The 25,701-nt window shown below is 59.9% G+C and carries 42 protein-coding genes; 3 read left to right on the top strand and 39 right to left on the bottom strand.

What is annotated here, in order from left to right:
• Positions 1-45: 45 nt before the first annotated feature.
• From ACWNZ3_RS04160 to ACWNZ3_RS03970, 39 genes are all read right to left on the bottom strand, one after another.
• On the bottom strand, positions 46-537 hold the full coding sequence (locus ACWNZ3_RS04160) for an HI1506-related protein (RefSeq protein ID WP_496901300.1): 492 nt from the start codon (positions 535-537) through the stop codon (positions 46-48).
• 13 nt (positions 538-550) lie between these two features.
• Positions 551-1,444 carry a Mu-like prophage major head subunit gpT family protein gene (locus ACWNZ3_RS04155; RefSeq protein WP_496901299.1) on the bottom strand — a complete coding sequence of 298 codons (894 nt, stop codon included), beginning with the start codon at positions 1,442-1,444 and terminating at the stop codon, positions 551-553.
• Positions 1,445-1,455: 11 nt separating this feature from the next.
• The gene (locus tag ACWNZ3_RS04150; protein ID WP_496901298.1) at positions 1,456-1,893 is read right to left on the bottom strand and encodes a hypothetical protein; all 438 of its coding nucleotides are present in this window, start codon (positions 1,891-1,893) and stop codon (positions 1,456-1,458) included.
• Positions 1,893-2,969: a phage protease gene (locus tag ACWNZ3_RS04145; RefSeq protein WP_496901297.1), complete on the bottom strand. Its 1,077-nt coding sequence runs from the start codon at positions 2,967-2,969 to the stop codon at positions 1,893-1,895. The genes ACWNZ3_RS04150 and ACWNZ3_RS04145 overlap by 1 nt, the downstream gene beginning before the upstream one ends.
• Positions 2,970-3,081: 112 nt before the next feature.
• Positions 3,082-3,582 (bottom strand): phage virion morphogenesis protein, encoded by a 501-nt coding sequence (locus ACWNZ3_RS04140; RefSeq protein ID WP_496901296.1) that lies wholly within the window; start codon positions 3,580-3,582, stop codon positions 3,082-3,084.
• A gap of 121 nt (positions 3,583-3,703) precedes the next feature.
• On the bottom strand, positions 3,704-4,723 hold the full coding sequence (locus ACWNZ3_RS04135) for a phage head morphogenesis protein (protein WP_496901295.1): 1,020 nt from the start codon (positions 4,721-4,723) through the stop codon (positions 3,704-3,706).
• 127 nt (positions 4,724-4,850) lie between these two features.
• Positions 4,851-6,503, bottom strand: coding sequence for a DUF935 domain-containing protein (locus tag ACWNZ3_RS04130; protein ID WP_496901294.1), 1,653 nt, complete (start codon positions 6,501-6,503; stop codon positions 4,851-4,853).
• Positions 6,504-6,628: 125 nt separating this feature from the next.
• A complete protein-coding gene (locus ACWNZ3_RS04125) occupies positions 6,629-8,326 on the bottom strand; it encodes a terminase large subunit domain-containing protein (protein ID WP_496901293.1) in 1,698 nt (565 codons plus the stop codon).
• On the bottom strand, positions 8,323-8,526 hold the full coding sequence (locus tag ACWNZ3_RS04120; protein WP_496901292.1) for a hypothetical protein: 204 nt from the start codon (positions 8,524-8,526) through the stop codon (positions 8,323-8,325). The genes ACWNZ3_RS04125 and ACWNZ3_RS04120 overlap by 4 nt, the downstream gene beginning before the upstream one ends.
• Positions 8,526-8,846: a DUF7694 domain-containing protein gene (locus tag ACWNZ3_RS04115; protein ID WP_496901291.1), complete on the bottom strand. Its 321-nt coding sequence runs from the start codon at positions 8,844-8,846 to the stop codon at positions 8,526-8,528. Before ACWNZ3_RS04115 ends, ACWNZ3_RS04120 begins: the two co-directional genes overlap by 1 nt.
• Positions 8,846-9,151: a ubiquitination-like system serine protease family protein gene (locus ACWNZ3_RS04110; RefSeq protein ID WP_496901290.1), complete on the bottom strand. Its 306-nt coding sequence runs from the start codon at positions 9,149-9,151 to the stop codon at positions 8,846-8,848. Before ACWNZ3_RS04110 ends, ACWNZ3_RS04115 begins: the two co-directional genes overlap by 1 nt.
• On the bottom strand, positions 9,141-9,716 hold the full coding sequence (locus ACWNZ3_RS04105; protein WP_269367825.1) for a phage protein Gp27 family protein: 576 nt from the start codon (positions 9,714-9,716) through the stop codon (positions 9,141-9,143). Before ACWNZ3_RS04105 ends, ACWNZ3_RS04110 begins: the two co-directional genes overlap by 11 nt.
• Position 9,717: 1 nt before the next feature.
• Positions 9,718-10,011, bottom strand: coding sequence for a VpaChn25_0724 family phage protein (locus tag ACWNZ3_RS04100; protein WP_269367826.1), 294 nt, complete (start codon positions 10,009-10,011; stop codon positions 9,718-9,720).
• 22 nt (positions 10,012-10,033) lie between these two features.
• Positions 10,034-10,270 carry a hypothetical protein gene (locus tag ACWNZ3_RS04095; RefSeq protein ID WP_269367827.1) on the bottom strand — a complete coding sequence of 79 codons (237 nt, stop codon included), beginning with the start codon at positions 10,268-10,270 and terminating at the stop codon, positions 10,034-10,036.
• A gap of 65 nt (positions 10,271-10,335) precedes the next feature.
• Entirely contained in the window at positions 10,336-10,698 is a 363-nt protein-coding gene (locus tag ACWNZ3_RS04090) for a hypothetical protein (RefSeq protein WP_269367828.1), read from the bottom strand.
• 29 nt (positions 10,699-10,727) lie between these two features.
• Complete coding sequence (locus tag ACWNZ3_RS04085) at positions 10,728-11,132, bottom strand: hypothetical protein (RefSeq protein ID WP_496901289.1); 405 nt, start codon at positions 11,130-11,132, stop codon at positions 10,728-10,730.
• 3 nt (positions 11,133-11,135) lie between these two features.
• A complete protein-coding gene (locus ACWNZ3_RS04080) occupies positions 11,136-11,354 on the bottom strand; it encodes a hypothetical protein (RefSeq protein WP_269367830.1) in 219 nt (72 codons plus the stop codon).
• Between the two features lie 18 nt (positions 11,355-11,372).
• A complete protein-coding gene (locus tag ACWNZ3_RS04075) occupies positions 11,373-12,236 on the bottom strand; it encodes an N-acetylmuramoyl-L-alanine amidase (protein ID WP_496901288.1) in 864 nt (287 codons plus the stop codon).
• A 111-nt stretch (positions 12,237-12,347) separates the two neighbouring features.
• The gene (locus ACWNZ3_RS04070; protein WP_269367832.1) at positions 12,348-12,722 is read right to left on the bottom strand and encodes a helix-turn-helix domain-containing protein; all 375 of its coding nucleotides are present in this window, start codon (positions 12,720-12,722) and stop codon (positions 12,348-12,350) included.
• On the bottom strand, positions 12,719-12,952 hold the full coding sequence (locus ACWNZ3_RS04065) for a hypothetical protein (protein WP_496901287.1): 234 nt from the start codon (positions 12,950-12,952) through the stop codon (positions 12,719-12,721). The genes ACWNZ3_RS04070 and ACWNZ3_RS04065 overlap by 4 nt, the downstream gene beginning before the upstream one ends.
• 20 nt (positions 12,953-12,972) lie before the next feature.
• Positions 12,973-13,416: a gp16 family protein gene (locus ACWNZ3_RS04060; RefSeq protein ID WP_496901286.1), complete on the bottom strand. Its 444-nt coding sequence runs from the start codon at positions 13,414-13,416 to the stop codon at positions 12,973-12,975.
• Positions 13,413-13,784: a helix-turn-helix domain-containing protein gene (locus ACWNZ3_RS04055; protein ID WP_496901285.1), complete on the bottom strand. Its 372-nt coding sequence runs from the start codon at positions 13,782-13,784 to the stop codon at positions 13,413-13,415. The genes ACWNZ3_RS04060 and ACWNZ3_RS04055 overlap by 4 nt, the downstream gene beginning before the upstream one ends.
• Before the next feature lies 1 nt (position 13,785).
• A complete protein-coding gene (locus ACWNZ3_RS04050; RefSeq protein ID WP_269368069.1) occupies positions 13,786-14,415 on the bottom strand; it encodes an HNH endonuclease signature motif containing protein in 630 nt (209 codons plus the stop codon).
• Positions 14,412-14,648 carry a hypothetical protein gene (locus tag ACWNZ3_RS04045; RefSeq protein ID WP_496901284.1) on the bottom strand — a complete coding sequence of 79 codons (237 nt, stop codon included), beginning with the start codon at positions 14,646-14,648 and terminating at the stop codon, positions 14,412-14,414. The genes ACWNZ3_RS04050 and ACWNZ3_RS04045 overlap by 4 nt, the downstream gene beginning before the upstream one ends.
• A 4-nt stretch (positions 14,649-14,652) precedes the next feature.
• On the bottom strand, positions 14,653-15,303 hold the full coding sequence (locus ACWNZ3_RS04040; RefSeq protein ID WP_496901283.1) for a DUF3164 family protein: 651 nt from the start codon (positions 15,301-15,303) through the stop codon (positions 14,653-14,655).
• Positions 15,304-15,314: 11 nt separating this feature from the next.
• Complete coding sequence (locus ACWNZ3_RS04035; protein ID WP_496901282.1) at positions 15,315-15,539, bottom strand: hypothetical protein; 225 nt, start codon at positions 15,537-15,539, stop codon at positions 15,315-15,317.
• Entirely contained in the window at positions 15,536-15,766 is a 231-nt protein-coding gene (locus ACWNZ3_RS04030) for a hypothetical protein (protein ID WP_496901281.1), read from the bottom strand. Before ACWNZ3_RS04030 ends, ACWNZ3_RS04035 begins: the two co-directional genes overlap by 4 nt.
• A 2-nt stretch (positions 15,767-15,768) precedes the next feature.
• Positions 15,769-15,984, bottom strand: a complete 216-nt coding sequence (locus ACWNZ3_RS04025; protein ID WP_269368084.1) for a hypothetical protein — start codon at positions 15,982-15,984, stop codon at positions 15,769-15,771.
• Positions 15,977-16,318: a hypothetical protein gene (locus ACWNZ3_RS04020; protein WP_496901280.1), complete on the bottom strand. Its 342-nt coding sequence runs from the start codon at positions 16,316-16,318 to the stop codon at positions 15,977-15,979. Before ACWNZ3_RS04020 ends, ACWNZ3_RS04025 begins: the two co-directional genes overlap by 8 nt.
• Positions 16,315-16,686 carry a hypothetical protein gene (locus ACWNZ3_RS04015; RefSeq protein ID WP_496901279.1) on the bottom strand — a complete coding sequence of 124 codons (372 nt, stop codon included), beginning with the start codon at positions 16,684-16,686 and terminating at the stop codon, positions 16,315-16,317. Before ACWNZ3_RS04015 ends, ACWNZ3_RS04020 begins: the two co-directional genes overlap by 4 nt.
• Positions 16,683-17,294, bottom strand: coding sequence for a hypothetical protein (locus tag ACWNZ3_RS04010; protein WP_496901278.1), 612 nt, complete (start codon positions 17,292-17,294; stop codon positions 16,683-16,685). The genes ACWNZ3_RS04015 and ACWNZ3_RS04010 overlap by 4 nt, the downstream gene beginning before the upstream one ends.
• A complete protein-coding gene (locus tag ACWNZ3_RS04005) occupies positions 17,291-18,034 on the bottom strand; it encodes an AAA family ATPase (RefSeq protein ID WP_269367232.1) in 744 nt (247 codons plus the stop codon). The genes ACWNZ3_RS04010 and ACWNZ3_RS04005 overlap by 4 nt, the downstream gene beginning before the upstream one ends.
• Before the next feature lie 60 nt (positions 18,035-18,094).
• Positions 18,095-20,236, bottom strand: coding sequence for a DDE-type integrase/transposase/recombinase (locus ACWNZ3_RS04000; RefSeq protein ID WP_496901277.1), 2,142 nt, complete (start codon positions 20,234-20,236; stop codon positions 18,095-18,097).
• Positions 20,236-21,123, bottom strand: coding sequence for a ParB/RepB/Spo0J family partition protein (locus ACWNZ3_RS03995; RefSeq protein WP_496901276.1), 888 nt, complete (start codon positions 21,121-21,123; stop codon positions 20,236-20,238). Before ACWNZ3_RS03995 ends, ACWNZ3_RS04000 begins: the two co-directional genes overlap by 1 nt.
• Positions 21,120-21,389: a hypothetical protein gene (locus ACWNZ3_RS03990; RefSeq protein ID WP_496901275.1), complete on the bottom strand. Its 270-nt coding sequence runs from the start codon at positions 21,387-21,389 to the stop codon at positions 21,120-21,122. The genes ACWNZ3_RS03995 and ACWNZ3_RS03990 overlap by 4 nt, the downstream gene beginning before the upstream one ends.
• The gene (locus tag ACWNZ3_RS03985; protein WP_496901274.1) at positions 21,389-21,625 is read right to left on the bottom strand and encodes a hypothetical protein; all 237 of its coding nucleotides are present in this window, start codon (positions 21,623-21,625) and stop codon (positions 21,389-21,391) included. The genes ACWNZ3_RS03990 and ACWNZ3_RS03985 overlap by 1 nt, the downstream gene beginning before the upstream one ends.
• Positions 21,622-21,852 (bottom strand): hypothetical protein, encoded by a 231-nt coding sequence (locus tag ACWNZ3_RS03980; RefSeq protein WP_496901273.1) that lies wholly within the window; start codon positions 21,850-21,852, stop codon positions 21,622-21,624. The genes ACWNZ3_RS03985 and ACWNZ3_RS03980 overlap by 4 nt, the downstream gene beginning before the upstream one ends.
• Positions 21,843-22,067 (bottom strand): hypothetical protein, encoded by a 225-nt coding sequence (locus ACWNZ3_RS03975; protein WP_496901272.1) that lies wholly within the window; start codon positions 22,065-22,067, stop codon positions 21,843-21,845. The genes ACWNZ3_RS03980 and ACWNZ3_RS03975 overlap by 10 nt, the downstream gene beginning before the upstream one ends.
• Positions 22,067-22,315 (bottom strand): hypothetical protein, encoded by a 249-nt coding sequence (locus ACWNZ3_RS03970; RefSeq protein WP_496901271.1) that lies wholly within the window; start codon positions 22,313-22,315, stop codon positions 22,067-22,069. Before ACWNZ3_RS03970 ends, ACWNZ3_RS03975 begins: the two co-directional genes overlap by 1 nt.
• Before the next feature lie 99 nt (positions 22,316-22,414).
• Between ACWNZ3_RS03970 and ACWNZ3_RS03965 the strand changes: the two genes are divergently transcribed.
• The 3 genes from ACWNZ3_RS03965 (at position 22,415) to ACWNZ3_RS03955 (ending at position 25,554) form a co-directional block, all read left to right on the top strand.
• Positions 22,415-23,161 (top strand): S24 family peptidase, encoded by a 747-nt coding sequence (locus ACWNZ3_RS03965; protein ID WP_496901270.1) that lies wholly within the window; start codon positions 22,415-22,417, stop codon positions 23,159-23,161.
• 223 nt (positions 23,162-23,384) lie between these two features.
• Positions 23,385-23,690, top strand: a complete 306-nt coding sequence (locus tag ACWNZ3_RS03960; protein WP_496901269.1) for a YbjQ family protein — start codon at positions 23,385-23,387, stop codon at positions 23,688-23,690.
• A gap of 31 nt (positions 23,691-23,721) precedes the next feature.
• Entirely contained in the window at positions 23,722-25,554 is a 1,833-nt protein-coding gene (locus ACWNZ3_RS03955; protein ID WP_496901268.1) for an AAA family ATPase, read from the top strand.
• Positions 25,555-25,701 lie beyond the last annotated feature (147 nt).

Here is a 25,701-nt window from a genome sequence, read left to right as displayed (position 1 = left end):
AGGGGGACGGTGGCGACGATGTCGCCACCGAAGGGGTGTTGAGCGTTATTCCGGTTCGACCTCTGCGCGCACCAGGCTGATTGCCAGCTTCGGTTCATCGCGCAACATGGCCGCATGTTCATCGGTGAGCTCATCGACCGGAATACGGACCGGCTCAGCGGTGAAATGCCGACCGGCGCGCCAGAGGCCCTGTTTGGGGCCGATCACCACGATGACCAGGTTCTCCGGCTTTTCATCCGGTACGGTCGGTGCCGCCTTTGACGCTGCCGCCTTGTCGCCTTCCGATGTCAGCGCCGCAGTCAGCTTGGCCATGTCGGGGGCGTCGGCGGTGTCCGACGCCCCCTTTCCGGCATCGCTGTCTTCGGGGGCATTCTTGGATGCGGCGGGCTCCGCTGCCGACTGACGAGCCGCCGCATCCTGACACTGCGCCGGGGAGGCTGCAGGTGTCTCGGTTTTCGAATTGCCTTTGTCGGCGGCTTCTGTGGCCGTGCCTGGATCAGCTTTTGCCTTGGCGGTTTTGGTGGGTTTGGTTGCCATCAGATCAGCCCCCTTATGCCAGCCACGGAACGATGAGCAGCTCCGCAGTGCCTTTCCAGACGTTGGTGGCACCGGCGGCGTCGCGCTCGGCGTTCAGCAGCTCGAGGGCTGCGCCCTCCATCGAAGGCGGTGCGACCAGCAGGTTCGGATTGATGCCAAGGGGGCGACCGTGATCGCCCTTCATGCCCTGCAGCGCCGAACGGGCGGCGGAATAGTTGGCAGCGTTGAGGGTCTGTTTGGACCCCCACGCCATCTGCCAGAAGCCGTACCCGACATTGTAGCGGGCGTCCGTCCCGTAGACGAACTCCTTGTTCATGAAGACGTTGTGGTCCTTCGGATTGTCCTTGGCCACGAACATCGGCTTTTCGCGGTCCTGGAAGATCATCGGCTTCAGGGAGCGGTTGGTCGACAGCAGGAACCAGGGCGCGCCCGAACCGCCATCGGTATTGGCGACGGTTGTCATCGAGCCGTCCTCGGCAATGACCGGGTGGTCGGTGTCGAAGAAGTACTGGCCATCATAGCATTCGGTCGTAAAGCCGTCCTTCAGCGCGCCGAAGGTCAGCAGATCGGGGTGCGCGGCCGTGCTTTCGCCCATTTCGACGAAAAATGGCTCGTAGATCCCGAGATTGTCATCCTTGATGTCGTTCCGGTCGACACCGATGGTCAGTTCGAAATCCTTGTTCTTGATCGCGTAGTCGTGCTCGGCAAGGCCCTGGATCAGGCGCGGGCCCAACCATTCGCGCATGTTGGGCATCTTGCCCAGCCAGCCATAACGGCTTTCGCCGGTAGACGACGGCACCACGGTCGCGATGCGCTTGTACTGGCTTTCCGCCTGGCCGAGGCCGCGCTTGTAAGCCGTATTGAAGCCGACGCGGATGGCTTCGAGGTTCGGGGTATTGATCAGCATGAAAGGGCTCCTTACGCCGTAGCGACTTTGGTGAGGGCTTCGTCAAAGCGCACCCAGACGCCCAGGGCATCGACGCTGTCGACAAACCCGGCGGGGGAACGGCTTGCGCTGCCATCTGTTTTGGCCACGGTCTGGTCGTCGACCGCGTAGACGACGTCGCCGATCTCGGCGACGGTGATCTCGTCTGCAGCCGCCGAGTTGGCGAAGCGGAAACAGCCAGGGCGGTAAAGCACCGAAACATCACCAGCGCTGCCTGCAGCATTGTCTGCGGCACCCTCGGCGCGCCCGACACCGACCAGGCCGGTCGCGGTGGCTCCCTTGACGATGTAGCCAGCGGCGTTGCGCATCAGCAGGGAGCCTGCAAACACGGCGGTGGACGCGGCCAGCAGGCCTTCGCGGGCATCACCGGCGATCTGGGGCGTGTTGCGCCCGGCAGTAAGAGCGACCATCAGTTGTTCTCCAGTTCTGCCTGCTCTTCAGCAAGCGTTGCGGCATAATCCTTGGGGTCCTGGCCCAGCATCTTCGCGATGCTCAGCTGCTCGGAGTTGAGCGCGACCTCGCCATCTTTCGGGGCGGGTGGCAGGATCGTGGTGCCGGAGCGACCCAGAACCGGCATCGCGTTGATCAGCTCCTCGGTCCCGGCGGCATCCTTCATGTGCATCGAGACGTAGCGGTCCTTCATCGGCTTCACGCCGACGCGACCCAGCGCGATCGCGCCATCGACAAACGCGACAGCCGCATCCTTCGCGCGGCCCTCCTTGAGGGTATTCAGGGAGGTTGTGACTTCGCTGAGCTCAGCCTGCAGTGCCACGATTGTTTCATCCGCGCCGGTATCGGCCTGAGCCGATTGTGCCGCCACCAGGATTTCAGCAGCGTCGCTGTCCGCTTCAAGGCCGAGAGCGATGCCGATCTCCGACAGCTGAGATTGCATCGCGGTCTCCTTGCCGCCCTTCATCTTGGCCTTCAGAGCCGCCTTGATATCGTCATCGGTTGCCGTTTCCGGCAGGCCAAGCATGTCGGCCAGAAATTTCGTCCAATCCATGGGGGGAGTGTCCTGTTGCTGATGGAGCGCGGTCAGCCCGCGCAGGTTGGGTTTGTTCACGAGGCTCGCGCATTCGATCGACAGGATCGTCTTGTCTGCCGTGTGCCGGATCACCGGGCTGATGCCCTTGTAGGCGCGTGAGGTGACCAGTTCCGCACCCTGCGCCGTCCATTCGACCTTGCCCCACAATCCATCCGCCCGCGCCTGCATGGCAACGATCCAGCCGACAGCCGGAGCTTCTTCACCTTTAGGCCCGCGCAGATGGATGGAATGATTGATATCGACCGGCAGCTTTGCCTCATTGAGGAAACTGTCAGCGATGATCTGCTCGAAATTGAGCGCCCGGTAAGGACCGCGTTTGTCGCCCGTTGCGATGACACCGGCGGGAAGCAGGTGTATCCATTCGGGCGCGCCGCCGCCTTCCGCGATCGGCGGAAGGGTCTGCGCGCTCATAAGGGCAAGGATGCGTTCGGCAGTTGTCATGCAGCGACATTTACCGGAGGCCGAAAACCCAAAACATCCGCAAGCGCTTGCGGAGATGGGTTCAGATACTAGTGGGGATCGAGGACAGGTTAGGCTTGCTCAGGCGCGCCGGTCAATCCTCCACGATGTCCGCAAGCCATTCATTGACAGTTGCGTCGATGTTTGTGCGGTCCTGGTCCGAAATCCCGAGGTAGGGCCGCGCCGGGATGTTTCCCCAGGGAATGGAGCTGCCCCCGGCATCCGTCCCGAAGGAACCTTTAGCGGCCCCAAATTGCATAGTGGCACCATAAACCTTGTTCGTGCCGATCTCGACAAAGTCGGGTCCGTAATCCCGGAAAATGCTGTTGCGCAGCGGGACGCCGTCCGCATTCGGACCAAAGAGGGGCCGGACATCGACGGTCTGACCCCGCTGTTTGTAGGCATCAAGGGTGGCCTGCGATTTTGGGGCCCAGGCAGTACCATCGGGAGCCACACCTTGGTCGAACCGTTCCTTGGTCTCATATTCAAGCTGCTCGCCGATCTCATTCATCAGATCGGACATGTCGGTCAGATGCGCGCTGACCTTGGACAGGACACGCTCGATGTCGGCGTCATTGAGTTCGATGGTGATCATGGCTATATTCTCTCATGCAGGCGTGACGCGGTGATATTCTGCCGGCCGTAGCACGGTTCTTGAACCGGAGCGCTTTGCGGGGTTTCCGGGTAACCGGGCGGCAGGCCCCGCCGCCTGCGTCTCAATTCCCCTTCTTCAGCAGCCGAGCCACTTCGCGATCGCGCCGTGCCTGTTCGTTCGACAGCCGCCTGAAACTGGTCAGGAAAATCTCGTCCTTCGCGACAACGGCCTTCACGACGATCACATACCCCGTTCCCTGCAGTTCATCCTGAACGAATATCAGATTGCGTGACCCTTCTGGAATAACCCTTGTAGGCCTGTCCATGACCTGCTGGATCATGCGGTAGTCTGTGACTGTCAGCTCGGGGTGGTGTGCCACCTGTTTGGCCAGGGTGTCGGGCGATAGCAGGGCCACCGGACTTTTGACGCCCAGGGCATCTGCATCGCGTTGCATCAAACGTGCCACAGGCCAGTTGCCAGCCGGGTTTGCAAACCAGCTTTCAAAGCCGCGACCGTTCAACCAGCTTTGGATCAGATCGACCGCTGGTTGACGGGGCAGATCGTTCAATTTCGGTTTCAGCGCCGTCACGATGTTGGTGACAGTTGCGCCTGGGGCATAATCCCAGCCCTTGCCGACGCCAAAGGGTGCGCCTGTTTTTGGATCTAGCGACTGCCAGTTGTCGGGCAAGGTCTTGGTCGGATCGCCACCAATCCGGATCGCGCCGGCCAAGGTCCGGGCCCCGCGCACCCGGCAGCCACAACCCCAACCATTCGGGGGGTAATGTGTGGCCCAGAATGGATGATCTGATGGCAGGATCAGGCCATTCCATGACAGATGGTCAAGACGAGGGTGAGCTGCGCCCGAATGTTCATAGACCCAGAACTTGAAGTTGCCGTCGACCAGCTGGGCATGGCGACCGGCCGCCATGGTTGTAAGCATGTTGGTCTGGTAGATCACCTTTGTCCGCCAGGCTTCGCCCCTGGCGGTGCCTTCGCCGGTCCAGCCATGCCAACCCCGCCGCTCGACGATATCGCGAAAGTCGCGCCGGAACTCCTCCAGCCCGGTGCCCTCCGCGATCGCCTTGTCGATCGCAGCGCCGAGATCCGCGAGCAGGTCCGCCTTTACCGCACCTGCCACCATGAAGGCCCGGTCATGTTGCGCGCGCGAAATGTCATCCCACCACGACGTCGGAACCAGATCACCCAGCCGCAGACGGAACGCGGCAAGCTGCTCCTTGAACGGCTGCCGGAATGTCGCGCGCAGCGGATCAGCCACTCTCGGCCTCCGCCAGCGCCCGTCCGCCCGCGTCTGCCGCGATCATCGCCTCGGCAATCGCGGACGCAAACCCGCTCGCATCCACATCGGGAAATGCGGCGAAGAACATCTCGCGCAATTCCTCGATCGACCCGGCCTGCTCGAGCATGATTTCGACCTGCGACAGCATGTACCCGATTTCCGGCTGAGCCGCTGCTGCCAGCTGCTCGGCAAGCACGTTTTCGGGGCCAGCGCCAGAAACGCCCCCTGAGTGCGTTTCCTGCGATTGCGGGGCCAGTGTCCCAGATTGAGGGTCGCGGGTATTTAATGGGTATTTAACGGCGCTCCCAGCGGGGGTTTCGCCGGGATCGCCCCCTGCGTTTTGCGCATCAGACGCGCTGGGGGCCGATACGGGCGTTGGAGCGGTCAAAATCGCATCACCCGCTTTGGGGTCAGAAAACCCGAATTTGCCGCGCACTTCGCTTTCGCTGACCTTCAAGCCGATGGGCACAAGAATGCCCAAGGCGTTGGCCAGTTGATTGAGGTCCTCCGGCTCTGGCCGTCCGATCTTGAGACGTGGATACCGCTTCTGCGGCCCGTATTCGAGCTGTACCCAGGGTCGGATCAGATCCCGGTTCAGGATCGCGGCCAGCGCATTTGCATCCGCCCGCTCGATGTCTTCCTGGACCTGCCGGTGTTCCTTGCCCGATCCCAAACCGCCGGTGACCGCATCTGTTGTCGCGGTCTGACCCAGCACGGCTTTGGAGATCTGCCTGTCCAGCCAGTCCGCGCGCTTTTCGTAAAGGTCTGCCGACGCGCCGACGTTGCTGGTCTCGATGAAGTCGATTGACATGCTCTCGGGGATGATCGCGGCGCAATCGCCCGCGATGTTGGCGACGGCATTGAAGAGCGTGTCCTTGTCCGCCTCGCTGGCCCCCGCTCCCCATTTGCCCAGGCGCAGCGGCTGACCATAGGTCTGGCTGAAAATCGCCCAGTCGCGTTGCGTGAAGGCTTTGAACATCCAACCCCAGGCAGCGACCCGCGCCAGCCCTGATCGCAGCGCCAGACCTGACTTTGCTTTCACGTTGGCATAGATGAACTTGAACGCGTCGAGCGGGACTTCCTGGCCATTGTCATCCAGTTTCATCGGCGTGGCCAGATTGACCCGGTCGAACCGGAACCAGCGAGGATCGCGCCATTCAAGGCGTTCGGGCTGCCATTGGCCTTCGGAGGTGTCCCAGATGATCTCGGTGAAGGAATAGCCCTTGCCGATGCTGTCCAGGATATCGAAGAGCTCATCGCTCAGCTCGTCCCGGTCCAACCAGTTGCGCACCATGTCGGCCAGTTCGACGTCGAATTTGTCGTCTGATGCGGCTTCGATCGTAATATCAATCTGACTTACCGACCGGCGGCGGGTGCCGAGGACGCCCAGATAGTGCGGGTCGCGCTCTTCGATGACTTCGGCCAATTCGAGATAGCGAACAGGATCGCCCTGGTCTGCCTCGCGCAGGATGTTGGCGAGACGCACTGGGTTCAGCCCGTCGCCGGGGTGGCCCGAGATTGGCGAGCGCACGCCGCCGAGGGTGGCGGCCGCGACCTCCTCTGTCAGGCCCGCGCGTTTGACCGGCTGGCCCCAGCGGTCGAGCAGGACGGGTTTATTGGCCATTTGGAGGCTCCTTTTCAGCTCAACCCGAAGAGGCGGCGCAGCCAAGATGGCTTGCGGCGATTTCGGTCATATTTCCAGTAATCTGCGGGTGCGCCGGGTTCGATATTGCGTTTACGCCTTGGCATTTAAACACTCCCCCTCAATCTCGCGCCCAGCGGCCCGTCGAACGCATTCCTGCGCCCCAGCCCATCGTCGTTGCTTGGCGTGTCACGCATCCGCCCTTCGGCGCGCTGGTGGCGCAGGACCGATGTCGCGGCGCGGTAGCCGTATTCAACCCAGCGCATGCGCGCGGCGAAGCTGGCCAGCGCCAGCCCGATTGCATAGTCGCCGTGACGCTTCTTGCCCTTCTTGTCTTTTGCCTCGCCTTTTTCGTTGGTGCGGATGGCAGGAACACGCGGGATGCCGCGCACTAACTTGACCGAGCGCATGTCGCCCAGATGATCCTCATCCTTGCCGATGGCGATCATATCATCTTCAAACTCGGTTTTCAGGGGCGGCATGTTCACCCGGTACCAGTCCTCGGTGAATTTGATCGCCCAGATCAGACCGGAGCCATCCTCATCCTCCCGGAGGCCGAATTTGCGCCCCATGTCTTCGGCGACGGTCCAGCCCATGCCGGTCGCGTCGAATGCAGCCCCCAACAGCCGTTCCCGCAGCTTTCCCAGCACCATGCCGACGACCTGTTTCTGTTCGTCGCCGGGCACATTGCGCATCTCGATCGAAAAGACCTCGCGCCGCTTCAGGTTCTGCTCGATCGCCAGCACCGGCATGACACTGAGGTCGGCAACGCGGGCGAAGTCGAAACCGGCCGCATAGTTCAGATCCATGTCGAGCCCGCCCAGCACCTCCTCAAGCTCTTCGAGGAAGGGGGCCATGAGAGCACGTTGCTCAAGCGCGGTCATGTGCAGATAGTTGCCGGGTAGTTCCAGCCGCAGCACCGGCGCATCCGCCGTCATGCGTGCTTCGATCAGCGGTGCCGGCAGCCAGGCACCCGAGCTGAGTGAGGGAATGCAGAACAGCTCTTCTTCTGCACCGTCGCCGTAAAAGTCGATCAGGTCCTGACGCCATTGAGCTTCGCCTTCGGCAGACCATTCCGTGCCGCTGACCAGGCAGATGCGCTCGTAAAGCCCGTCGGTCAGCGCCTCGTCGAGATCGATGTGCAGATGATGGTAGGGCAACCGTCCGCCCAGAATGTCCTGAATATTCTGATTGAACGGATTGTCCGCCCCGTCATGTGTCGAGCAGACGATGACCTGACCGCCCCAGATCAGGAAGGCCATCGCGGCCTTGATCAGCTCGGCCAGGTTGTCCACGAACGCGGCCTCATCGATGATGATCACGCCTTCCTTGCCGCGCAGCCCGCGCGGGGCCGAGCTGAGCGCCTTGATCTGGAAACCGGAGGCAAAGCGGATGCGGAAGGTCTGGATTGACTTGTCACCCTCGTCATCACCCTCTTCGAACAGCCCGTCCTCGATGGCGGAGGCGGCGATGTTGAACGCGCGGGCCCACATCGCGCAGGCGTCGACGAACTCGCGGGTCATCTCCTGAGAGTACGAGATGTACATCGCATCCATGCCGCGCGCCGATTTGGCCTTGGCCGCGCGCAGGACCGCATAGGCGGCAAGCGCCCAGGTCAGACCGATCCGGCGCGATTTCTCGACGAAGAGAACGCGGGTCGACACGGTATCGAGCAAGCCAACTGTCTTGGCCTGGTACGGCAACAGCACCTTCGGCAAGCCGACATCGCCGACCAGCTGAGGCATGACATCGGTTGCCGCGCGCCGCTGGCGTTCCCATTCTGATTTGGAGATGGGGGCGGTCATCGCGTGTTTCCATAGAAGTAGTCTTCATATCGCTGTGCTTCCGTCTCTGCCGCTGCTTCAAGTTCAGCGATGAGACTTCTCTGCGCAGCCAACATGTCAGCCGCCCGACGCATGGCGCGGGCGTGGTCGTTCATATTGGTTCGGTCCAACAGCGTCGCCCGCGCCCGAAGATCGTTCTCGATTTCAGCAGATGATGCCATCACCCCCGCGCCTCCGCCCATGCAACGGCGTGGCGCGCCTGAAGGCCGTCGTGTCCGTTGTCCTCACCCAGAAGGTCCGGGCAAAAGTCGTTCGGGCCCAGCCTCCAGAGATGCCGCATGTTGCGCGCGTTCACGACATCAGCTTGCGCAGGGTAAACCTCGATCGCGCGGGTGCCCTTGCCCCAGACCGTGTTCTTGACCTCCTGAATTTGATCCCAGGTGATATCGCCATCATGGTGGATGCTCAGAAGCCCGAGGGCATCATCGATATCGACAGGAAACCCCAGACATCGGAAATGCCTGATCGCGCGATCTGACATCAGCAGACCTCCCAATAGCCGTTGCGCAACCAGCCGTGCCAATGCCCCTTGTGGTGCACCGAAGGGGTCAGCGTCGGTTCTGTCTTCGACACGTTCCAGTTCCAGGACGGGCTGCTGGGGGGCTTGAAGTTCGCACCCACCTTAATCGGGGCGATGACCTTGCAGCCGCAGGGGCAGCAGTACCAGAAAAACCACTCGCCGCGGGCGTCACCAGGTGCGACGTAGAAGCTGCCCGGCCAGCGCTTGTCCTGGAAGTCTTCAAATTCGACGAAATGAACAGCCCGCAATGGCCCTTTAACCGTCATTTGAAACCCCCAGAATATCGGCTTTGATTTTCTCGGCGGTAGCGCTGCTCATACCCGCTTCACGGGCAGCTTTGACGGCTGTCTCGGCCGCATTGGCGCGCTCTTCCTTGGCAATCCTCAACCGTTCATCGGCGGTCAGCTTTTCGCGGATGCCCGAGCTGCTCATTACGTCCTTGAGCATCTTGCCCAGAAAATGCAGCTCTTTCGGGTCGATCTCGTCGCCCTCTTTGAGCATGGCGCTTTTCATGACCTTGAAGGCCAGCGTGGTGATCATCTGGAACAGGACGTTGTGGCGTTTGGCCTCCTCCTCAAGACCGTTGCCCTCCATCCAGCTCACAGCCCAGGCGGAGGCTTCCTCCTGGGCTTTGGCCATCTGCTCGTATTCCTGCCCGAAGGAATGCACGGCCGACTTGCCCACGCGCATCTCCAGCCCGGCTTCTTCGAGCTTGAAGTTGAGTTCATCGGTGACGGCCAGATAGTCGCCGAAGCCGCGCTCCTTGAGCACGTCCTGAAGCCAGAGACGGATCTCCTGGGGGATCAGGTCAATCTTGCGGGGCGGGGGCATCTCAACGCCGCGCCGTCGGGCGCTTGACACCGGGGCAGGTCACGTGACCCAAAGCTACCTCCGCGCCGCGCACCGTAGCCGTGGCGATGACGACATGCCCGTGGTCGGTCATTTCAATGAGCTCTTGCTCGTCAAGCCAGGCCAGAGCCGATCGCATCTGGGCCTCGGATGTGGAAACGCCAACGCCGCGCACAACGTCGATCAGGATCGAGGCGTTGGAGGTGTATTCCGATGACCGCTCAAGGTGCTTCAGGATCGCAAGGCGGCGGTGTTCGGTTTCAAGGCTGTCAGCCATCTGCGGCTCCTGTGTTTCTAGTTTACGGGTCCGGGCGCATCACGCCCGGTACATGGGAATTCCCATGGGCCACGTCGCGGCCCTTCGGGCTCAGCCGGATGATCGGCTCATCCTTGTAGACCCTGCTGGTCACCAACTCCTGCTCCACAAGCCAAGCCATTGCCGCCACCACCTGGTCAGTCGTGGTCGGGACGCCGATGCGACCGCAGTGCAACCGCAACACCGTTGCCGAGGCCTCATAGCCTGTCGCCGACGCCAAATATTGAAGCACCTTCAGACGCCGAAACTCGGCTTCCACACTTTCGATGGGCCATGCCTTGAACATCAGCTTGCCCCGCCTTTTTCGGCGCGCTGCGCGGCCTCGTAGAGCATCCGCGTCATGTTGGCCTGTGCCTCGAGCCCCGCGCCGATCCGCGCCACGAGGATGCTGACTTCGTGCAGATCATTCTTGGTCGCCAACTGATCGACACGGCCTTCGATGTTGCCCATGCGACCACGCATGCGATCGAGATCGGACTTAACTTGCCCGACCGTTCCCTCGACCTTTTCCAGGCGTTTCTCGATACCTTCATGGCCAACGACCAGGTTGGACACGCTTGCCGAAACACTGGAGCTGACCCGCCCCCAGAACCATTTCTGAAACCCGGCGATTGCGCCGATGATCATGAGCAGGAAGCCGACGATCATCTGACCATCTGAGATCCACGAATAATCCACTACCAGAACCCCCAGGCAACTGATGCAAACAGGGTGCAGATACAGATCGTCTGAACGACAACAGTCCGTCGGGCCGCGCCCTGAGACCCCTCAAGATACCGGATTGCGCAGGCCAGCCAGAAGACGGTAGCCGCAACGGAAAACGAAAGCATCTCCGGCGCAGGATGTGCCTGCCAGAGATTGAGCTCCGATTTCACCAGGAAGCGCGCAATAACGTAATAGAACCGTTCCACCATCAATGCGGCGGCGATTGCGAAGATCGGCCCTTCGAGACGAACAAAAACAGCCGACGACGACGGAAACTGCCAGGTTCGGCGCACCGACACGGCATTCACGAACGCGCAGGCAATGGCCACGGCCAGGCAAAGGTGACTGGCCATCGTGACGGCCGACCATTCCAGCATGGGTTACCCCTTCAGTGAGATACGCTTTTGGGCGCGGATGCGGCCGTAGACTGCCACGACGCCTGCGGCGGAAACCGCCAGCCCCTTGAGGGCTTCAGACAGATCGGCAGCATCAGCAGGTGAGATTGCCCAGCCGAACAGCTGGCTGGCACCAAGGATGATGGCTCCGGAGCCGCCGAGAACGCCGAGCGAGGCAAAGGGGGATTTGGGTTGCGTGAACATGAGGTTTCCTTTTCGGGGTCAAGAATGGGTGATGGGGGCGGCGTGGCGGGCAACGATCCAGCCTTCCTGGCCGGAGTAGCGCACCTTGAGCCAGGGCCGGTCGCCGAAGGTGCCTGAGCGGATCACCGGCACCACGACACCGTCGGGAATGGTCGCGATGACGTTTGGATTGAACGAGGGCCAGCGGCGCATGTTGAGCGTGTCATTGGGCACATCGATGCTGACCATCTCGCCCTTGTCCTCGATCAGGTCGGAGGCATCATTGGCGGCTTCATCCTGCAGATCATCCCGGCCCAGAACACGCGCCTTCAGGCTCTCCAGCGGGAACAGCGGATTGGTGTCAACCTTGCGGCCGGGCGAGATGTACCAGTGGGTCACGATGTCAGTCAGCGTCGGGACGTAATCGAACAGGGCGTGCAACAGGGCCTCAAGCGCCGCGATCTGCTCGGGCTCGTAGTCCATCCACCAACCCGCGCCATGCTCCTTGGTCTGGATGAAATGAATGCCTTCTTCAGCAACATCGTAGGTCTTCTTGAACCAGGTGCGCGCACGGCCACCGCCTGCGTCCGTCATCCGCCCTGGGTTCACGATCTCGATGCCGATGGAGAAGTTGTTGCAGCCCTTTTGACCATGATACTCGGAGGTTCCGGCATGGCCCGCGCGCCGGTTTGTCGGCACTTGCTGCGTGATCGTGCCATCTCGCTCAACGACGAAGTGAACCGATACGCCCCGGGGGGCGGTCAGCAGGTAGTTGGCGGAATTGAACTTGTCCAGGCGACCGGCGGTGTCATGCAGCACCACGATGGTCGGGACGATCTTGTCGCCAATGTTCTTGGCGCGGCTATAGGAGAGGTTCTGGGCGATGTGGTTCTTGAATTGCATGACGGACCCCGGTTCTGCGACGCATTCCGAGCGTCACGGCATTGGGGTTCAAATTACCTTTCAACCGGGGGCATAAACATCCGCAAGCGCTTGCGGGGAACCGCCTGAAGATCAGAACAGGTCGAGTTGCTGGGAGGAAAATGCCGCGTCGGACGTGAACTCGTCGCGCAGGTACTTGCGGACCGTCACATCGGTGATGTGCAGTTTGCGGGCAATCTTTGAAACCGGCAAGCCTTTTGATGCGAGGACCTGGGCGATCCACCTTTTGGCTGTCGGAATGCGCGCTTTCATGTGCTCGGCAGCTTTTGCAAGCGCTCGGGCCTTTTCGACACCGACCAGATTGGCCAGTTCCGAGCCCCCCTTTGGATCAGCGGGCATGTACAATTCCGCGCCACCGAATGTGAGCAGGAATTCAATGGTGCCATCCACACCAAGGATATCGACGTAGGCCTGAATATTCTCGGGGGCTTCGGGCATGTCCGTCATTTCCGCCGCGCCTTCCAGCGCTTGCCGCGGTTCGACATGGCTCCGGTCAGCCCGAGCACCGTGACCACGCGGCCGGACTGGCTCAGCCGGTAGCGGACGCCGTCACTCAACACGGCATCCGCGCGCTGTTCACGCCCGCCCTCGGTGGTCTTTTCAATGCGGCGTTTCAGGGCTGCGATATCCACGCCATAGACACGCTCAAGATAGCGCACGACCGCATGGTCCGTCACGATATCCCGCTTCCTGCCCATCAGCGGCCTCGCCAGTCAAAATCGATGTCGGCGCGTTTGCCCCATGCTTTCAATGCGGCAACAACAGCTTCGATCTGATCTTCATCGCGCAGCATGTCGATATCGGCTGGCACGGAATGCCAGATGCCGCCAAAGCGCGCCCGAATGAACGCATTGAGACCAGCGCGGTCAGGCCGGGAGAGCGCGCCCGCATTGCCGAGCCTTTTCCACAGAACATGGATCAGTCGCAGATCGGCGCGAGGGGCTGCGGGACGCCGCCTTTTTGAACTGACTTTGAAACCGCTGTTTTTCAGTCGATCCAGAACCCGTTTCAACTCGGCCTCGGTCATATCCGACATCGACGCCTTGCCACAGACGGCCAATTGCAGATCGTGCCGCGCGTCCGCGTCGAGACCAAGCTCCCGGCATCCGACGTGGATCAACTTTTTCAAAGAGCGGGTCATGCTGTGTACCTGCGCACGAACATCGGCACGACGGGGGCCCGGCGGGATTTGAACTGCCAGCGGAGCACGGTGTCTACGTCATGGGTCGTGCCCCGGATCAGGTCCGCGCGCAGCCGGTCAAAAGCGATCTGGTGCTGCAGGTCGATTGGCTTCGTCAGGGCGCGCAGAACAGACGAATGATCCCGCCCGCCGAATTCCCGCCCGATCTGCAAGTAGGAGACCTCCGTCAGCTCATTGCAGAGCCGGAAGGCCACCGCACGGCGGGCGCAAACGATCTGCGTCCGCTCCGGGCCGGTCAGTTCCAGCACAGTGGTGCCAAAGTAGGCGGCGACGGCTTCCTTGATCTGCGGGATGGTGATTGGGGTCATGTCAGCCCCGTTTCTTTTGCCGCGCGGCATGCTCAAGTTTGGCCGTCGCCATCAGTACCGGCTTTAATTCGGCGGGTGCGGCGTCGTAGCCACGACCGAAGCGCCCGTTCAGGCGCGGAAGCATTGCGCGAGGGATAGCTACCCAGTTGGACGGGTCGGTGTTGGTCTTGTCCCCATCACGGCATTTCAGAACCATTCCCTCAGGAACGGGTCCGTTCTTTTGCTCCCAGAGCCAGCGATGTTTGTGAACCGGCCGGGTCCTTGCCCCGGTCCAGGGGTTGGTTTCTTCCACGATCATCACGATGTAGCCATCTTTGTTGTCAACGCGTTCGTGACCGGCTCCCCGAAAGGTGTGCGAAACCTGACCTTTCTTGAACTGCGTCTTTGCCCGGTTCTCATTGAATGGCATCTTCTTCCCTTTGTTTGGCGGAACCTGACCAGGATCAAAGCGACCGGTGCGACCGGTCAGCCAGCCATTTCGCTTGCACAGGGAATTCAGATTGCTGAGTGACACATCCACCCGTCCGAACAAGGCGCAGAATGCCGAGTGAGTGGCCTTGCGATCATCACGGCACCGCGCCTTGATCCAAGCCAGCTCCTCGGGCGTATAGATCAGACGCCGGCCTTTCATTTCCGGTTTCCGATCTGCGGGAGGTGAGGCAGGATTTTGTCGCCATGCTCTGCATAGAGCTTTGCCGCCTTCAGCCGCAGCTCTGCGTTTCCGGTGATCTGATCCGCAACCGACACCATGGCATCCGCGCGTTTGACCTCCTTGTCGATATCTTCGGCGGTCATGCTTTCGTCAGCGAGGCGTTCGAGTTGAGCGAACAAGTGATCGTTAAGATCGACGAGTTTGTTTTTCATCGCCCTACGCCTTCGCCAGATCGATGGTGATGGCCTCCCAGGGAGCATCGTGGGCAATCCGCTGGTAACACCGGACATAGGTCTTTGATCCGACCACGCGCATCGCGTCGCGGATGGCGTCCTGGCCCCGCTTCCAGCGCAGGTCATCGCTCTCACGACGCAACAGAAGGAAGATCAGGGCGCTGTTGATCTTGCCCTCCTTGTCGGTGTTGAAAGCGTCGGTCACGAGGCCGCGCAGTTCCGCCCGCGCATCCGCTGACCATTCGTTCAGACACTCGTCGAACAATTCCTTGGCGACTTGCATTTCGGGGCCAAAGTCGATCCGGTCGGACACTGCCACCTTGATCATGTAAAGCCCGTCGACGGTCATCAGCGTCTTGTTGCCTTTGCGCCCGCCGATCTTCGCGTCGTACTCTTGGGCGAGCAGCGCCTCGAAGCCGCCGATGTCGGAGAAGGTATGCGCCTTGAACCGGCTGACCTGTTCGGAGAGCGGCAAGGCATAGCTGATGATTTTGCGCACCGTCTCGTCCTCGAGCAGATGCTGCGCCTTGATCGTCTCGACCGGCTGCCAGCCGCCCTTGCCATCGCCCATGTAGGTGTTGCCCTCGATGACCTTGCGGCCATTCGGGATCGGTGCGGGGGTGAAGTTGGTCATAGGATGTCTCCTCAGTCGATGATGAAGCGATAGTCGATTGCGCCTGGACCCAGAGCGGGCAGCGCATCGAGTTCGCGGTTGAAGGCGTCGAGCCGCGCCTCGTCATGGGTCTGCGGTTGCAAGGTCCGCACCCAGACCTTGACGGGGGTGCCATTCTCATCGTGGCCCTCCCAAAGTCGGCATGGGGCGCGCTCGATGCTTGTGATCTGGGCGGTGGGCTCGATGGTGAGTTTCACGTGCGGCCCTCCGCCGTTTCGTGCGGGCCCGGCGGGTCCATCGCGTCAGCAAGCCCGCGCAGCCATGCGGCTGTCTCGGAACTGCGCTCATAATCCGCGACGTCGGTACAGAAATCTTCGGGAGCGTCGTCGACGATCGCGCGTAGAAGGTACGCTGTCTCCTCGGGGTCATTGGCAAACTTGCGGCCCAGCTGACTGCCGGTCATTACGGCCTCGAACGTAATCATTCTCAGTTCCCTTCTGTTTCAACAAAGCGGGGTTGGCGCGCCGGATCGGTCGGCCTCCCTGGCAACAGGCCACCCAAGACGATCAGTGCTGCCATCGCTTCGATTTCGTCCATGGTGCAAAGTGTGGTGCCGCGCGGGCCCATCAGGTCCACTTTGGCAACTCCGCTGCCCGCCAAACGCAGCAATTCATCGGGCTGAAAGGGGCGCGGCTCAGTCATGGCGCACCACTGTGCCCAACAGCGCCCGCTCAAGCAGGCGCTGTCCATATTCGGAAGTCGTCATGCCGCGCTCGCTGGCGCGCAATTCTAGGAGGCTGTGCAAGCGCATCGGGATCAGCAGATTGCGCGGCGTGACGGGTGAAATCGCCTCACCGGTGCCGTCTGCGTCAGCTTCCCGACCCTTGGCGAAGGTCTTGATATCCTCACCGCGTTTGCGCGCCTTGCGGATGTTTTCGTAGACCGTGTTCGGGTGAATGCCGAGCTGGTTTGCAATGGCCACCGGGCGGACCCGCTGCTTGGCCAGACTGACAATTTCAGCATAGCGAGAGTTCATTCCTGATCCTCCACGTTGAAGTGCGGGCAGCGGCGGCAGGCGCGATACATCTGCACCCGGAACGTGTTGTGCCCTTGCAGCCTGGTCGCCCTCTTGCGCCAGGTCTGGCATTGATCCGTCGGAAGCTCGCCCAGGACAGGGCAGGCGATCACGGTTTCCATGAACACGCCGCGCACCAACTCCTCGATCGCGGCCATGTTGCCTGGATACTTCCGGCGCAGGACATTGCTGACGAGGGACGCGGAGCGCCCGATATCCTCGGCAACCTTGTTCTGACTGCGCTGCGCGCAGGCATGGGCAAGGGCCAGCACCCAATCGGGCGCATCCGGTCCCCAGGCCGCATGAACGATATCGACAGGACCGCTCATGTCTTGCTCTCGACCGGATAGGCTTGCTTCGTGTTCGGATCGAAAACCTGCTTCGTCCGCTGGATCATCGGCGGGTTCGGACCGGAGTTCCGGATTAAACGATATACGGCCTGCTTCTTTGGTGGGCTGGCTTTGCTGACAACCTTCAGATAGCCGACCCGCAGCAACGTGCTGCAGTAGGACTTTGCCGTCGTCTCGGTGACGTTGACGATATCGGTGGTCGCATGCGCCGCAAGGTCGCGGGGCGAGAACTGGGTCAACATCCGCATCGTACGCCACATGTTTTCGACACCGCTGCCTTGCGTGACCGGTTCCCCGTTCCGGTTCAGCCGCGGCGCATGATGCGGAACAGGATCGACGATGATCTTGAACTTGATCGCTGCCTCTTCGCGAACGGCATCAGCGTCCGGTTCTATCCGTTCGACGTACTTGGCCAGCACCAATGATTTCAGGTAACTCCGGATAGTATGACGGCTGACGTGGGTCTGATCGTAGATATCCGTAATCGTGAACGGCTCCCGGTCGAATTTGACCATCTCTTCCCAAAGCGGCTGACGACCCTGCGGCTCACGTGATGCAGCGGCGGCGGTGGCGGAAATCCGGCTCATTTCGGGGTCCTCCGGGGTGTTGGCGCCTCACCGGTAAAGAACGGGCGGTTGCCCCAGTCGGCGCGGCTGACCGTGTTCAGATTGCGCGTTTGCGCGAATTCCTTGACCCGCTCGAGGTTGATCGAGATGCGCCGGATAGAGCGATGGCTGTCTTCCAGAACCTGCGCCTTCAATGCGTCGTCCAGCGTCACTCCGGGGCAATAGATCGCCGCCAGGTAGCCCACATCGTCAATCTGGCCCTCTTCCGCTGCCACCCAATCGAGAATGCGGCCGTGGACGCGCTCCCAGGCCATCAGCTTGCGCGGCAGTTTTTCCTCGCCGATCAGGATAATGGTTGCCCCGGAGCTTTCGTGGATGTCGCGCACGATTTCGATCATGTTACGGTCAACCAGATGGTCGATTTCATCGATCAACAGCGGCCGGTCATTGCGCGCCAGTTCCTGAGCAATCTGATCCACCATGTCGGAAATCGTCTTGGCGGGCAGAACGCCCATGTCGCGCAGGATCTCCGTGCAGAGTTTCTTCTTGGTCCAGACCGATTTCACCTCGACCTGATAGGCCCGGAACTTATTGGCGGCGTAGACCGCCGCCGTTGTCTTGCCGTAGCCCGACCAGCCGTAGAAAACGCCCAATCCGGGCAGACCTGGACCGCGTTGGTTGACCCGCTCGATCAGTTCCACCAAAGCCACGACATTGCGCAGCGGTGCAACAGAGTTGTTTTGCCTGAATTCTTCTGTCATCATTCCCTCACCTTCACTATCGTCGCCGGTCGGCCCGCAATGCCGCCGGTGACACCTAAATCAGCCGAACATCGCCCAGCTGAAATCCTCGAATATCTTCATGTGCCCGATGTACTCAGGCTGCCTCTGATAGGCCTGCAGCGCCTGACGCTCCTCCGGCAGAACCGGCTCTCCGGCCTTGATCCGCTGCTCAAGAACGAGGAACCGGCGGAACCGCTCCTTCGGCGTCTCGGGCTTCATCACAACCTCGGCCGTTACAGCATGCTCGGCGCGCAGCGCGGAAAGCGCGTCGTCGGACACTCGGCTTTTCGTGTCTGCACGGCGCGAAGGCGCAGCGGCATCTTGAGCAGCTTCAAGCGCAGGCGTCGTGTAGACCTCGCGGGCCTTTGGAAATGCCACCATGACACCGGCCTTCTCGGCGGCGTCCCGACGCATGGCATCGGCCACGTCGCGCTTGCCGATCTTGCGGCTGGCGCGGCGAATATCCGTGAGTTTCTCGTCCTCGAAGGCTCGCTGCATGGCCTTGGCCTTGGCAATGACCTCCACCGGGTTCAAACCGGCAAGATCGGCATTCAACGCTTCGCCCATGTAGCTTTCCGTCTCCGGGTGGAACAGCATGACCCGCCCCATGTCGGCAGGGTCCATGCGTACCAGCACATCGTCACCGGGGAGCGCGGCCATTGGCAGGTACATGGCTCCATCCACCCGCACCCCCTGCTTGGTCACGCGGCGCAGACCGCCATTCGACGCGATCGGGGCCAGCAGCACGTCCAATGCGGCTTCGTGCTCGATCTTGCGCACCGGGCCTGCGTAACTGGCAGCCACCTCGAATGGGGTGCGCTTGCCCAATCCGGCGTGCGCGTCCCGACCGTACATGTCAGCCGCCCAGACATCGCTCCAGTCCTGGAACTCGGCAAAGTCCATATCGACATCGTAGAGCGTCTCGTCTGTCGCCCCGAGCCGCTTGTCAAAGGCCTTGCGGTTCTCGATCACCTTCCGGTCCGCGACCGAATGACCGATGAAACCGGGGCAGACCGCGATGTCGCGCTGATAGGTGCCGATGGTCCGCTCTACGATGCCCTTGTCGGTTGGCTCGTATGCATCGCTGAGTTCGACCTCGATCTGCAACGCGGCAAACAGCCGCTTGGTCTGACGCGCCACGAAATCCGATCCGTTGTCGGTATGGATTTTTTCGGGCACCCCCCACAACTTGATGCACTTGCGGATCAACAGCCCGACAGCGGATGCGCGCGGCGTCTTGCTGACCAGAACGATGGCCCGGCGTGAGTAGACATCGACCGCCATGTAGATCGAATGCCGCCCGCCTTTCAGCATCACATCGGCCGGCGAGGCGTCGATCTGCCAGATCTCGTTCAACCGGTCCGCACGCTGACTGCCCGTTGCCGAGAACCGCACGGTGGACCGATATCCATCCGGGTTCGTCAGGCGCAGCAATTCGTTGCGATACTCGTCTTTCCAGCGCGAGATCACGCCCTGAAAGGCCCTGATGCTGGGCAGCGCAACCACTTTCGGATCACCCGTCCGGGCGCAGACCGTCTCCAGCGTTTTGCCGAACTTGTCCTTCACCAGAATGCGCAGATGTTTGGCCGAGAGGAACGGCTGCTTGGCGATGGCGGCAAGGATCAGGGCCCGAACCTGCCCATCGTGCGCCACATCCAGAATTCCAGACCCTTTCGGACGCCCCCGGCCGCAAGGTGCTGCACCCGACGTTGCGGCCTTGCGCCACCGGGCCAGCGACCGGGCCGAAACGCTGGGCACAGCTGCCGTGATCCAGCCTGGAAGGTCGATTGAACCGCTTGTGAACAGCTCTGCAAACATTGCATCGGCAGCCGTTTGTGGCAGCGCATTCTCGAACTGGAACTTCTGCGCAAGGCCCAGAATGACGGTCCGGGCATCTTCGCCATCATTGATCGTGGTCTCATGCACGACAGGGCGGGTGTCCCGGTCGGTCAGGGTCAGGTGACTGGCCAGCCATGCCGCCCGGGCCGGAGCGGGCAGCACGTCGATGTGATACTCCAGCCCGCCGCCGCCCTCGCGGCCCTCGCGCACCCGTGCAAGCCCTGCGTCGGCCCAACCTTCGCGCACGGCCAGGGCATTCACCCGCCGCTTGGTTGTCGGCAGGCCGGGCATCAGCCCTGCCGATGCCGCATCCGCGATCTGTTGTGCCGAGACCCAGAGCATCAGATGGTCCAGCCCTGCTTGCGGGCATGCGCGATGATCTCGCGCTTGTGCTCGTCGATGAAGGCGCGCTTGCTCTTGGTGGACAGGCGCGACCAGGTCGCGGTCACCCGGTGATAGTGCTTGTCGTCGTTCTTCGGCAGCGCACGGCCCTGTGCCAGAAGCAGCGCATCGGCCATGGTGCTGGCCTTGGGAGGGTCGGACAAGAGGATGTCGCAGGCCCGCTCCTGCTGGTCTGGCTCAGCTTTGGCCAATGCCTGCAATCCGGCCTGATGATCGGCAATCCATGTGTCGCGGATGCGGTCCTTGATGGCGGGGGAAAGACCTTTGGCAATCTCGATTGCGTTGAAAAAGGAGGCCCTGCCTAACCCCACCTTTGACGCAACTTCTGACCAAAGTCCAAGAATTGGACTTTGATTTTCCTCGCCCGCCTCACGTTCCTTCACGGCGCGAACATGGGCGCTTCGCCGATCCCCGCCCTGCTTGGCCGAAGGGTTCAGCTTTTGCCAGACATCGCGCAATTCCGACAGATATTCCGCCCGCTCCAGCTTGGTCAGGTCCTCGCGGTTCACGTTCGCCATAATCTGGGCGTACAGGATCATCTCGGGTCCATAGGACGCGGGCAGCACAACCGCTTCGACAAAGGCTGCCTTGATCTCGATCAGCGCGGCAAGCCGTTGCCCACCATCGACCAGCGTGTATTTGCCAGCGGTTTCAGCCTCGCAGACCAGAACCGGCTGCAACTGCCCCTGTACCTGCATATCCGCTGCCAGCACGGCCACCCGATGCGGCTTGGCCTTGCGCAGACGCTCCCCGACTTCGATCTGGCCGGGTGCCAATGCAACGCTCCGCAGCGCGTCCGAAGGGGTGTTTTGAGGCGTGTCAGTCATGCGTCATCCGTGAAGTTGAGGGTTTCGTCGGCTTCCGGCGCTTCATCAGGCGGCGTCAGCATCGTGTAGAAGAAGATGAACTTGCCGTTGATCTTCTGGCGTTCGCAGACGATGTCCGCCCCCAGCTGCCGCAGCTCGGCGACACAGCTGTTGATGGCGCAGACATGCGCCCGGCGCATGATTTCGCGGGTGGAATGCGGCTTTCGGTCAGACAGCAGCTTCTTCACCCGCTGCAGACGATCCGAGGACATGGTGGCGGCATGCATCAGTCGGGTGCCCCGCCATAGGTCACATTCAACAGCCCCTTGATGTCGCGCAGCGCGTCCTGCTGATTGATCAACTCGCCCCATGCCCCCATGGCGCGGTCCGCCTGGGCATCCCAAAGCGTGATCAGGTTGTTGTCGGTATCTTCTTTCTCGGACTGCATCTGCTGTTGGAGGGAGACCATTTCGGTCAAGGCGGCGGAAAGGTCTGCAAAGGCCTGCTGGGGGGACCGGCTCATGACAGCCCCCAGAGCACAAACATTCCGCCGAAGGTGAGAACAGCAAGGGCAAGCCCACCGATCGCGTCACCAGCTGAAATCCTCACGCCCTCGTCACGGTCTTTTCCGTTCATGACGTTGACCTGAATGGCCAACAGGGCCACTCGAGCCTCAAGCTCCGCGATACGGTCCAGCAAGCTGGGCGGGCGCGCAAATTCGTCCAGTTCGGTTGTCTGTTCTATCGGCATTTGCGGATCTCCTCTGTGACATGTGCCTGCCGTGTGATCTGCTCTGCAGTCACACGGGCGAGAGTTTCGATGCGGGCAAGCTGGAGGCACGATGCAGGCGACACGGCCCCGTTGATGACCTCCATCACCAGGGCAAGACGCTGCGCCTCTGACAGTAAATTCAACGCGCAGCGCGCTGCATCGGTGTCGAGCGGGATATCGGGGTGATCGCGCATCAGGCGGCGTCCTTCTTTACCGAAGGGCGCGGGATATCGTGTGGCCACTGAAGGTCGTCAGGCCAGATATCGGAGAACCTCTGGAGCGTTGCCTCATATGTCCGTGTTCCCATATCCGCACCGTTATGAAGGCGATGGAGAAAATCGCTCTTGGTGCTCACCAGCTTCGAAATCGTCCAATGCTTGGTGCAATGGTGATCAGCCAGTGTTTCTCCGAGGGAAACGATTTGTTGAATGAGCGTTTTCATGATTGCACCTAGCCATGCATGGCCTTTGCTGTCAAGCCATGTATGGCCACTTGGTATTATTATCTTGCGGCCTAGCCATAGATGGCTAACAAGATAGGAATGGCTGATTTGATCCAGGCGATAGACACTGCGTTGAAGCGAAGAGGGTTGAGTGCCGCGGCGGCTTCGAAAGAGGCTGTTGGCAATCCTTCCGCGATCAAGAACATCCAAGGCCTCTTGGAACGTGGCCCTGGTGAGAGGGCAAACGCGCTTCACAACCTACTAAAAATCGCAGATTTTCTCGGGCTTGAACTAAGTCTGGAGCCGCCCAAGTCCGATCAGTCTGAGAGGCCAAGAAGCAACCATGAAGCGGTCCAGCTGCTTGATCAGTTCGCTTTTGTGGAACGCTTCGATGTATCCCTATCAGCCGGACCGGGAGCGGCTGGCGACAATGCCCGGCATTTGGCACCGGTCGCGTTCCGGCGCGATTGGTTGACGGAACGCGGACTGATAGCGAACAAATGTGTAGTTTGCAGCGTTGGCGGCGACAGCATGGAGCCGCTACTCAGCGATGGTGATCTTGTTCTGCTTGATCGCCGGTACGCTGAACTTCGCGAGGGCGAAATCTACGGCATTGTCGACGTTGCGGGCGACACCCGGGTCAAGCGGCTTGAAAAGATCGGAAACGGCTTACTGCTCCGATCTGAGAACCCCGATTTTCCATCCGAAGCACGGATGGGTGACGACGCCAATCGCGTTCATATTATCGGACGGCTTGTCTGGTCTGGGCACGCCTATGACAACATCCGGCAGCGGTCGAAGCCAACCCCAAAGAAACGTTCGGCGTTTCAACATACCTGGTTCTAGGGGACGAAGATGGCGAACTGTGGCAAATGCGATGCTTGCACCTTCTTGTTCGACATCCAAGCACATATGGATTTAGGAGAATCTCGTGGATAAATGCGCAGTCTGTGGAGAAATTTTGAATAGTTTCAACAGGATTGGAGATGGAAGCTGCAAAACTTGCGGACCGGTTGGAGTTAGGACGTCCCGCGAAGCCGCGATTGAAGCAATCATCGTCACCACAGAGATGCACACCGACCTGGTCATCGAAAAGCGTCTGGGGATCGTCACGGCCGAGTGCGCCTATGGCATGAACGCCTTCAAGGACCTCTTCGCCTCTGTGCGAAACGTCTTCGGTGGCCGTTCAAAGGCGGTTCAAGACACGATGCGCGATGCTCGCGAGACGGTGCTATACGAGCTGAAACAGGAAGCCGCGCGCCTGGGCGCTGACGCCGTGATCGCCGTCGATCTCGACTACGTCCAGATTGGCGACGGCGGCTGGAGCATGGTCATGCTGGTGGCGTCCGGGACGGCGGTGAAGGTTGGGAAATGATGCCGAGTGCCGCTAATCCTTAGGCCAAATATTGGAGAATGAATTGTATTTAGAACACACCTTGATCCTCCAATGCGGGCCCATTGAGGATTTGGAACTTAACTTTGAATTTAAACAGGATGGAAATCCTAAGCCCATTGTCTTGGTAGGAAAAAATGGCTCGGGAAAATCTAACTTCCTGTCTTATGTCACTGATGCACTGATTGAGTTGGCCTCGAAGTACTACCAAAATGCCGCTCCTGCCAACGAACGTGGCGTGGGTCACAAGTGGCACCGTATCATCGGTGCTACCACGACAAGAACTGGCAGCAAATTTGAATTAGCCCTGATGAAATTCTCTCATGGTAGCAAGAACCTCACCTATGTGAGCAAAGGCGGTTTATTGAGCCAGCAAGACTTGCAACAAAGGATTTCTGCATACCCAGGTCTAAACTGGCCAACTAACGACGCGCACAAGGCGGCTGAGGGAAAGAAAGAGAATATCAAAGAAATTTTTGGCAAAGGCTGCTATGTAAGTTTCCCAGCCGAGCGCTCGGAAAATGCCCATTGGACTGGGGAATCAAGAGGGTTGGATTCTCCGACCTTCCACATGGACTATACCAGAATCCTTAGGAACAAAATTTCAGTTCGTTCCAGCATTGAGGAGCTAAGGTCCTGGATCTCTGATGTGTTTTTAGACAGTCAATTAGATATCTCGGCCCTAGTTGACGCTGCTCATGACCGAATAGAGCAGCAGACTAACAACTCCAGCCTTCGGAGTTTGGTTGGGGTTGCTCGTGTCCACTCTGAGGCCTTGAATAATATAAACAAAGTTCTTCAACTGATTTTAAAGGCCCCTGGCGCCAAGTTGCTTCGCTTGAATCGACATCATGGGGCACGAAAACTGCTGATAGTCGAGGGTGACAAAGTAATAATGCCTAGCTTGGACGCTTTTTCATCTGGGCAGGCGATGCTGGTTAGTATCTTCGGTACAATTTTGCGGTACGCAGACGCTGGCCAGATGCTTCAACCGATGGACCATATGACGGGGATAGTCTTGGTCGATGAAGTCGACGCGCATTTACACGCCGACTTACAACATGACGTGCTGCCCGCCCTGATCGAACTGTTTCCGAAGATACAGTTCATTTTGACTGCACATTCTCCACTTTTCCCTCTTGGTATGGAGAAAAAATTTGGATCTGATGGTTTTATGCTTGTCGAGTTTCCGGAAGGAACACGGATCACGGCAGAGAGATTCAGCGAGTTTGTCAGTTCTTTTGACTACCTAACGACAACCAAGGCATTTGATGATCACATCCTAGAACGTGCGGGAGCAGCCTCACGCCCGTTAGTTTTGTGCGAGGGGCCGACGGACCCGAAGTACTTAAGAACTGCTGCTGAACTTCTCGGTTTCGACCGTCTGAGTTCTGGCGTCGATTTTGATTGGATTGGAGTGCTGTCAGAAGGTCAATCAAAGGATGGTGGAGAAAGACAGCTCAAACAAGCTCAAAGAACTCTAGGTAACAATCCAAATCTCTTGCGGTCTCATACGCTCCTGCTTTTCGACTGCGATCAGAGCTATGAGGATGTCGACCAGGGTTTCCTTCATGTTCGAGTGCTGCGATGCAACGAAGATGATGCGAAATATAGAGCGGGGATTGAGAATCTTCTTCCAAAAGCAGTATTTGCGGATCACTTTTACACGACTACCCGGCGCGAAAAAGGTACGTCAACTGTCGAGACCACCGAACTCAACAAGGTAAAGTTATGTGACCACCTTTGTGATGTGAAGCGAGATGCGATTGACTTTGAGAAGTTTAGATCTGAGCTAAAAAGGATCGAAGAGTGCCTCTTTCCTGGCGATGGAACGGTCAAAAAATAATCTTCAATGCTGTTTCAAAACGTCCCACCTCAAGTTTGTCAAACATTCGTTGATCGCCTAATGTCCCCTTGTTTTATAGGGACGGCATGAAGGTGGGACGCTTCTGGCGCACTTGAAGCTTTGCGTCCCACCTTAATTTTAGGAAAC

The sequence above is a fragment of the Sulfitobacter sp. IGS-18 genome, assembly GCF_059628195.1.
Note: the sequence above shows the minus strand (reverse complement) of the source record. Positions and strands in the feature narration are given on the sequence as shown.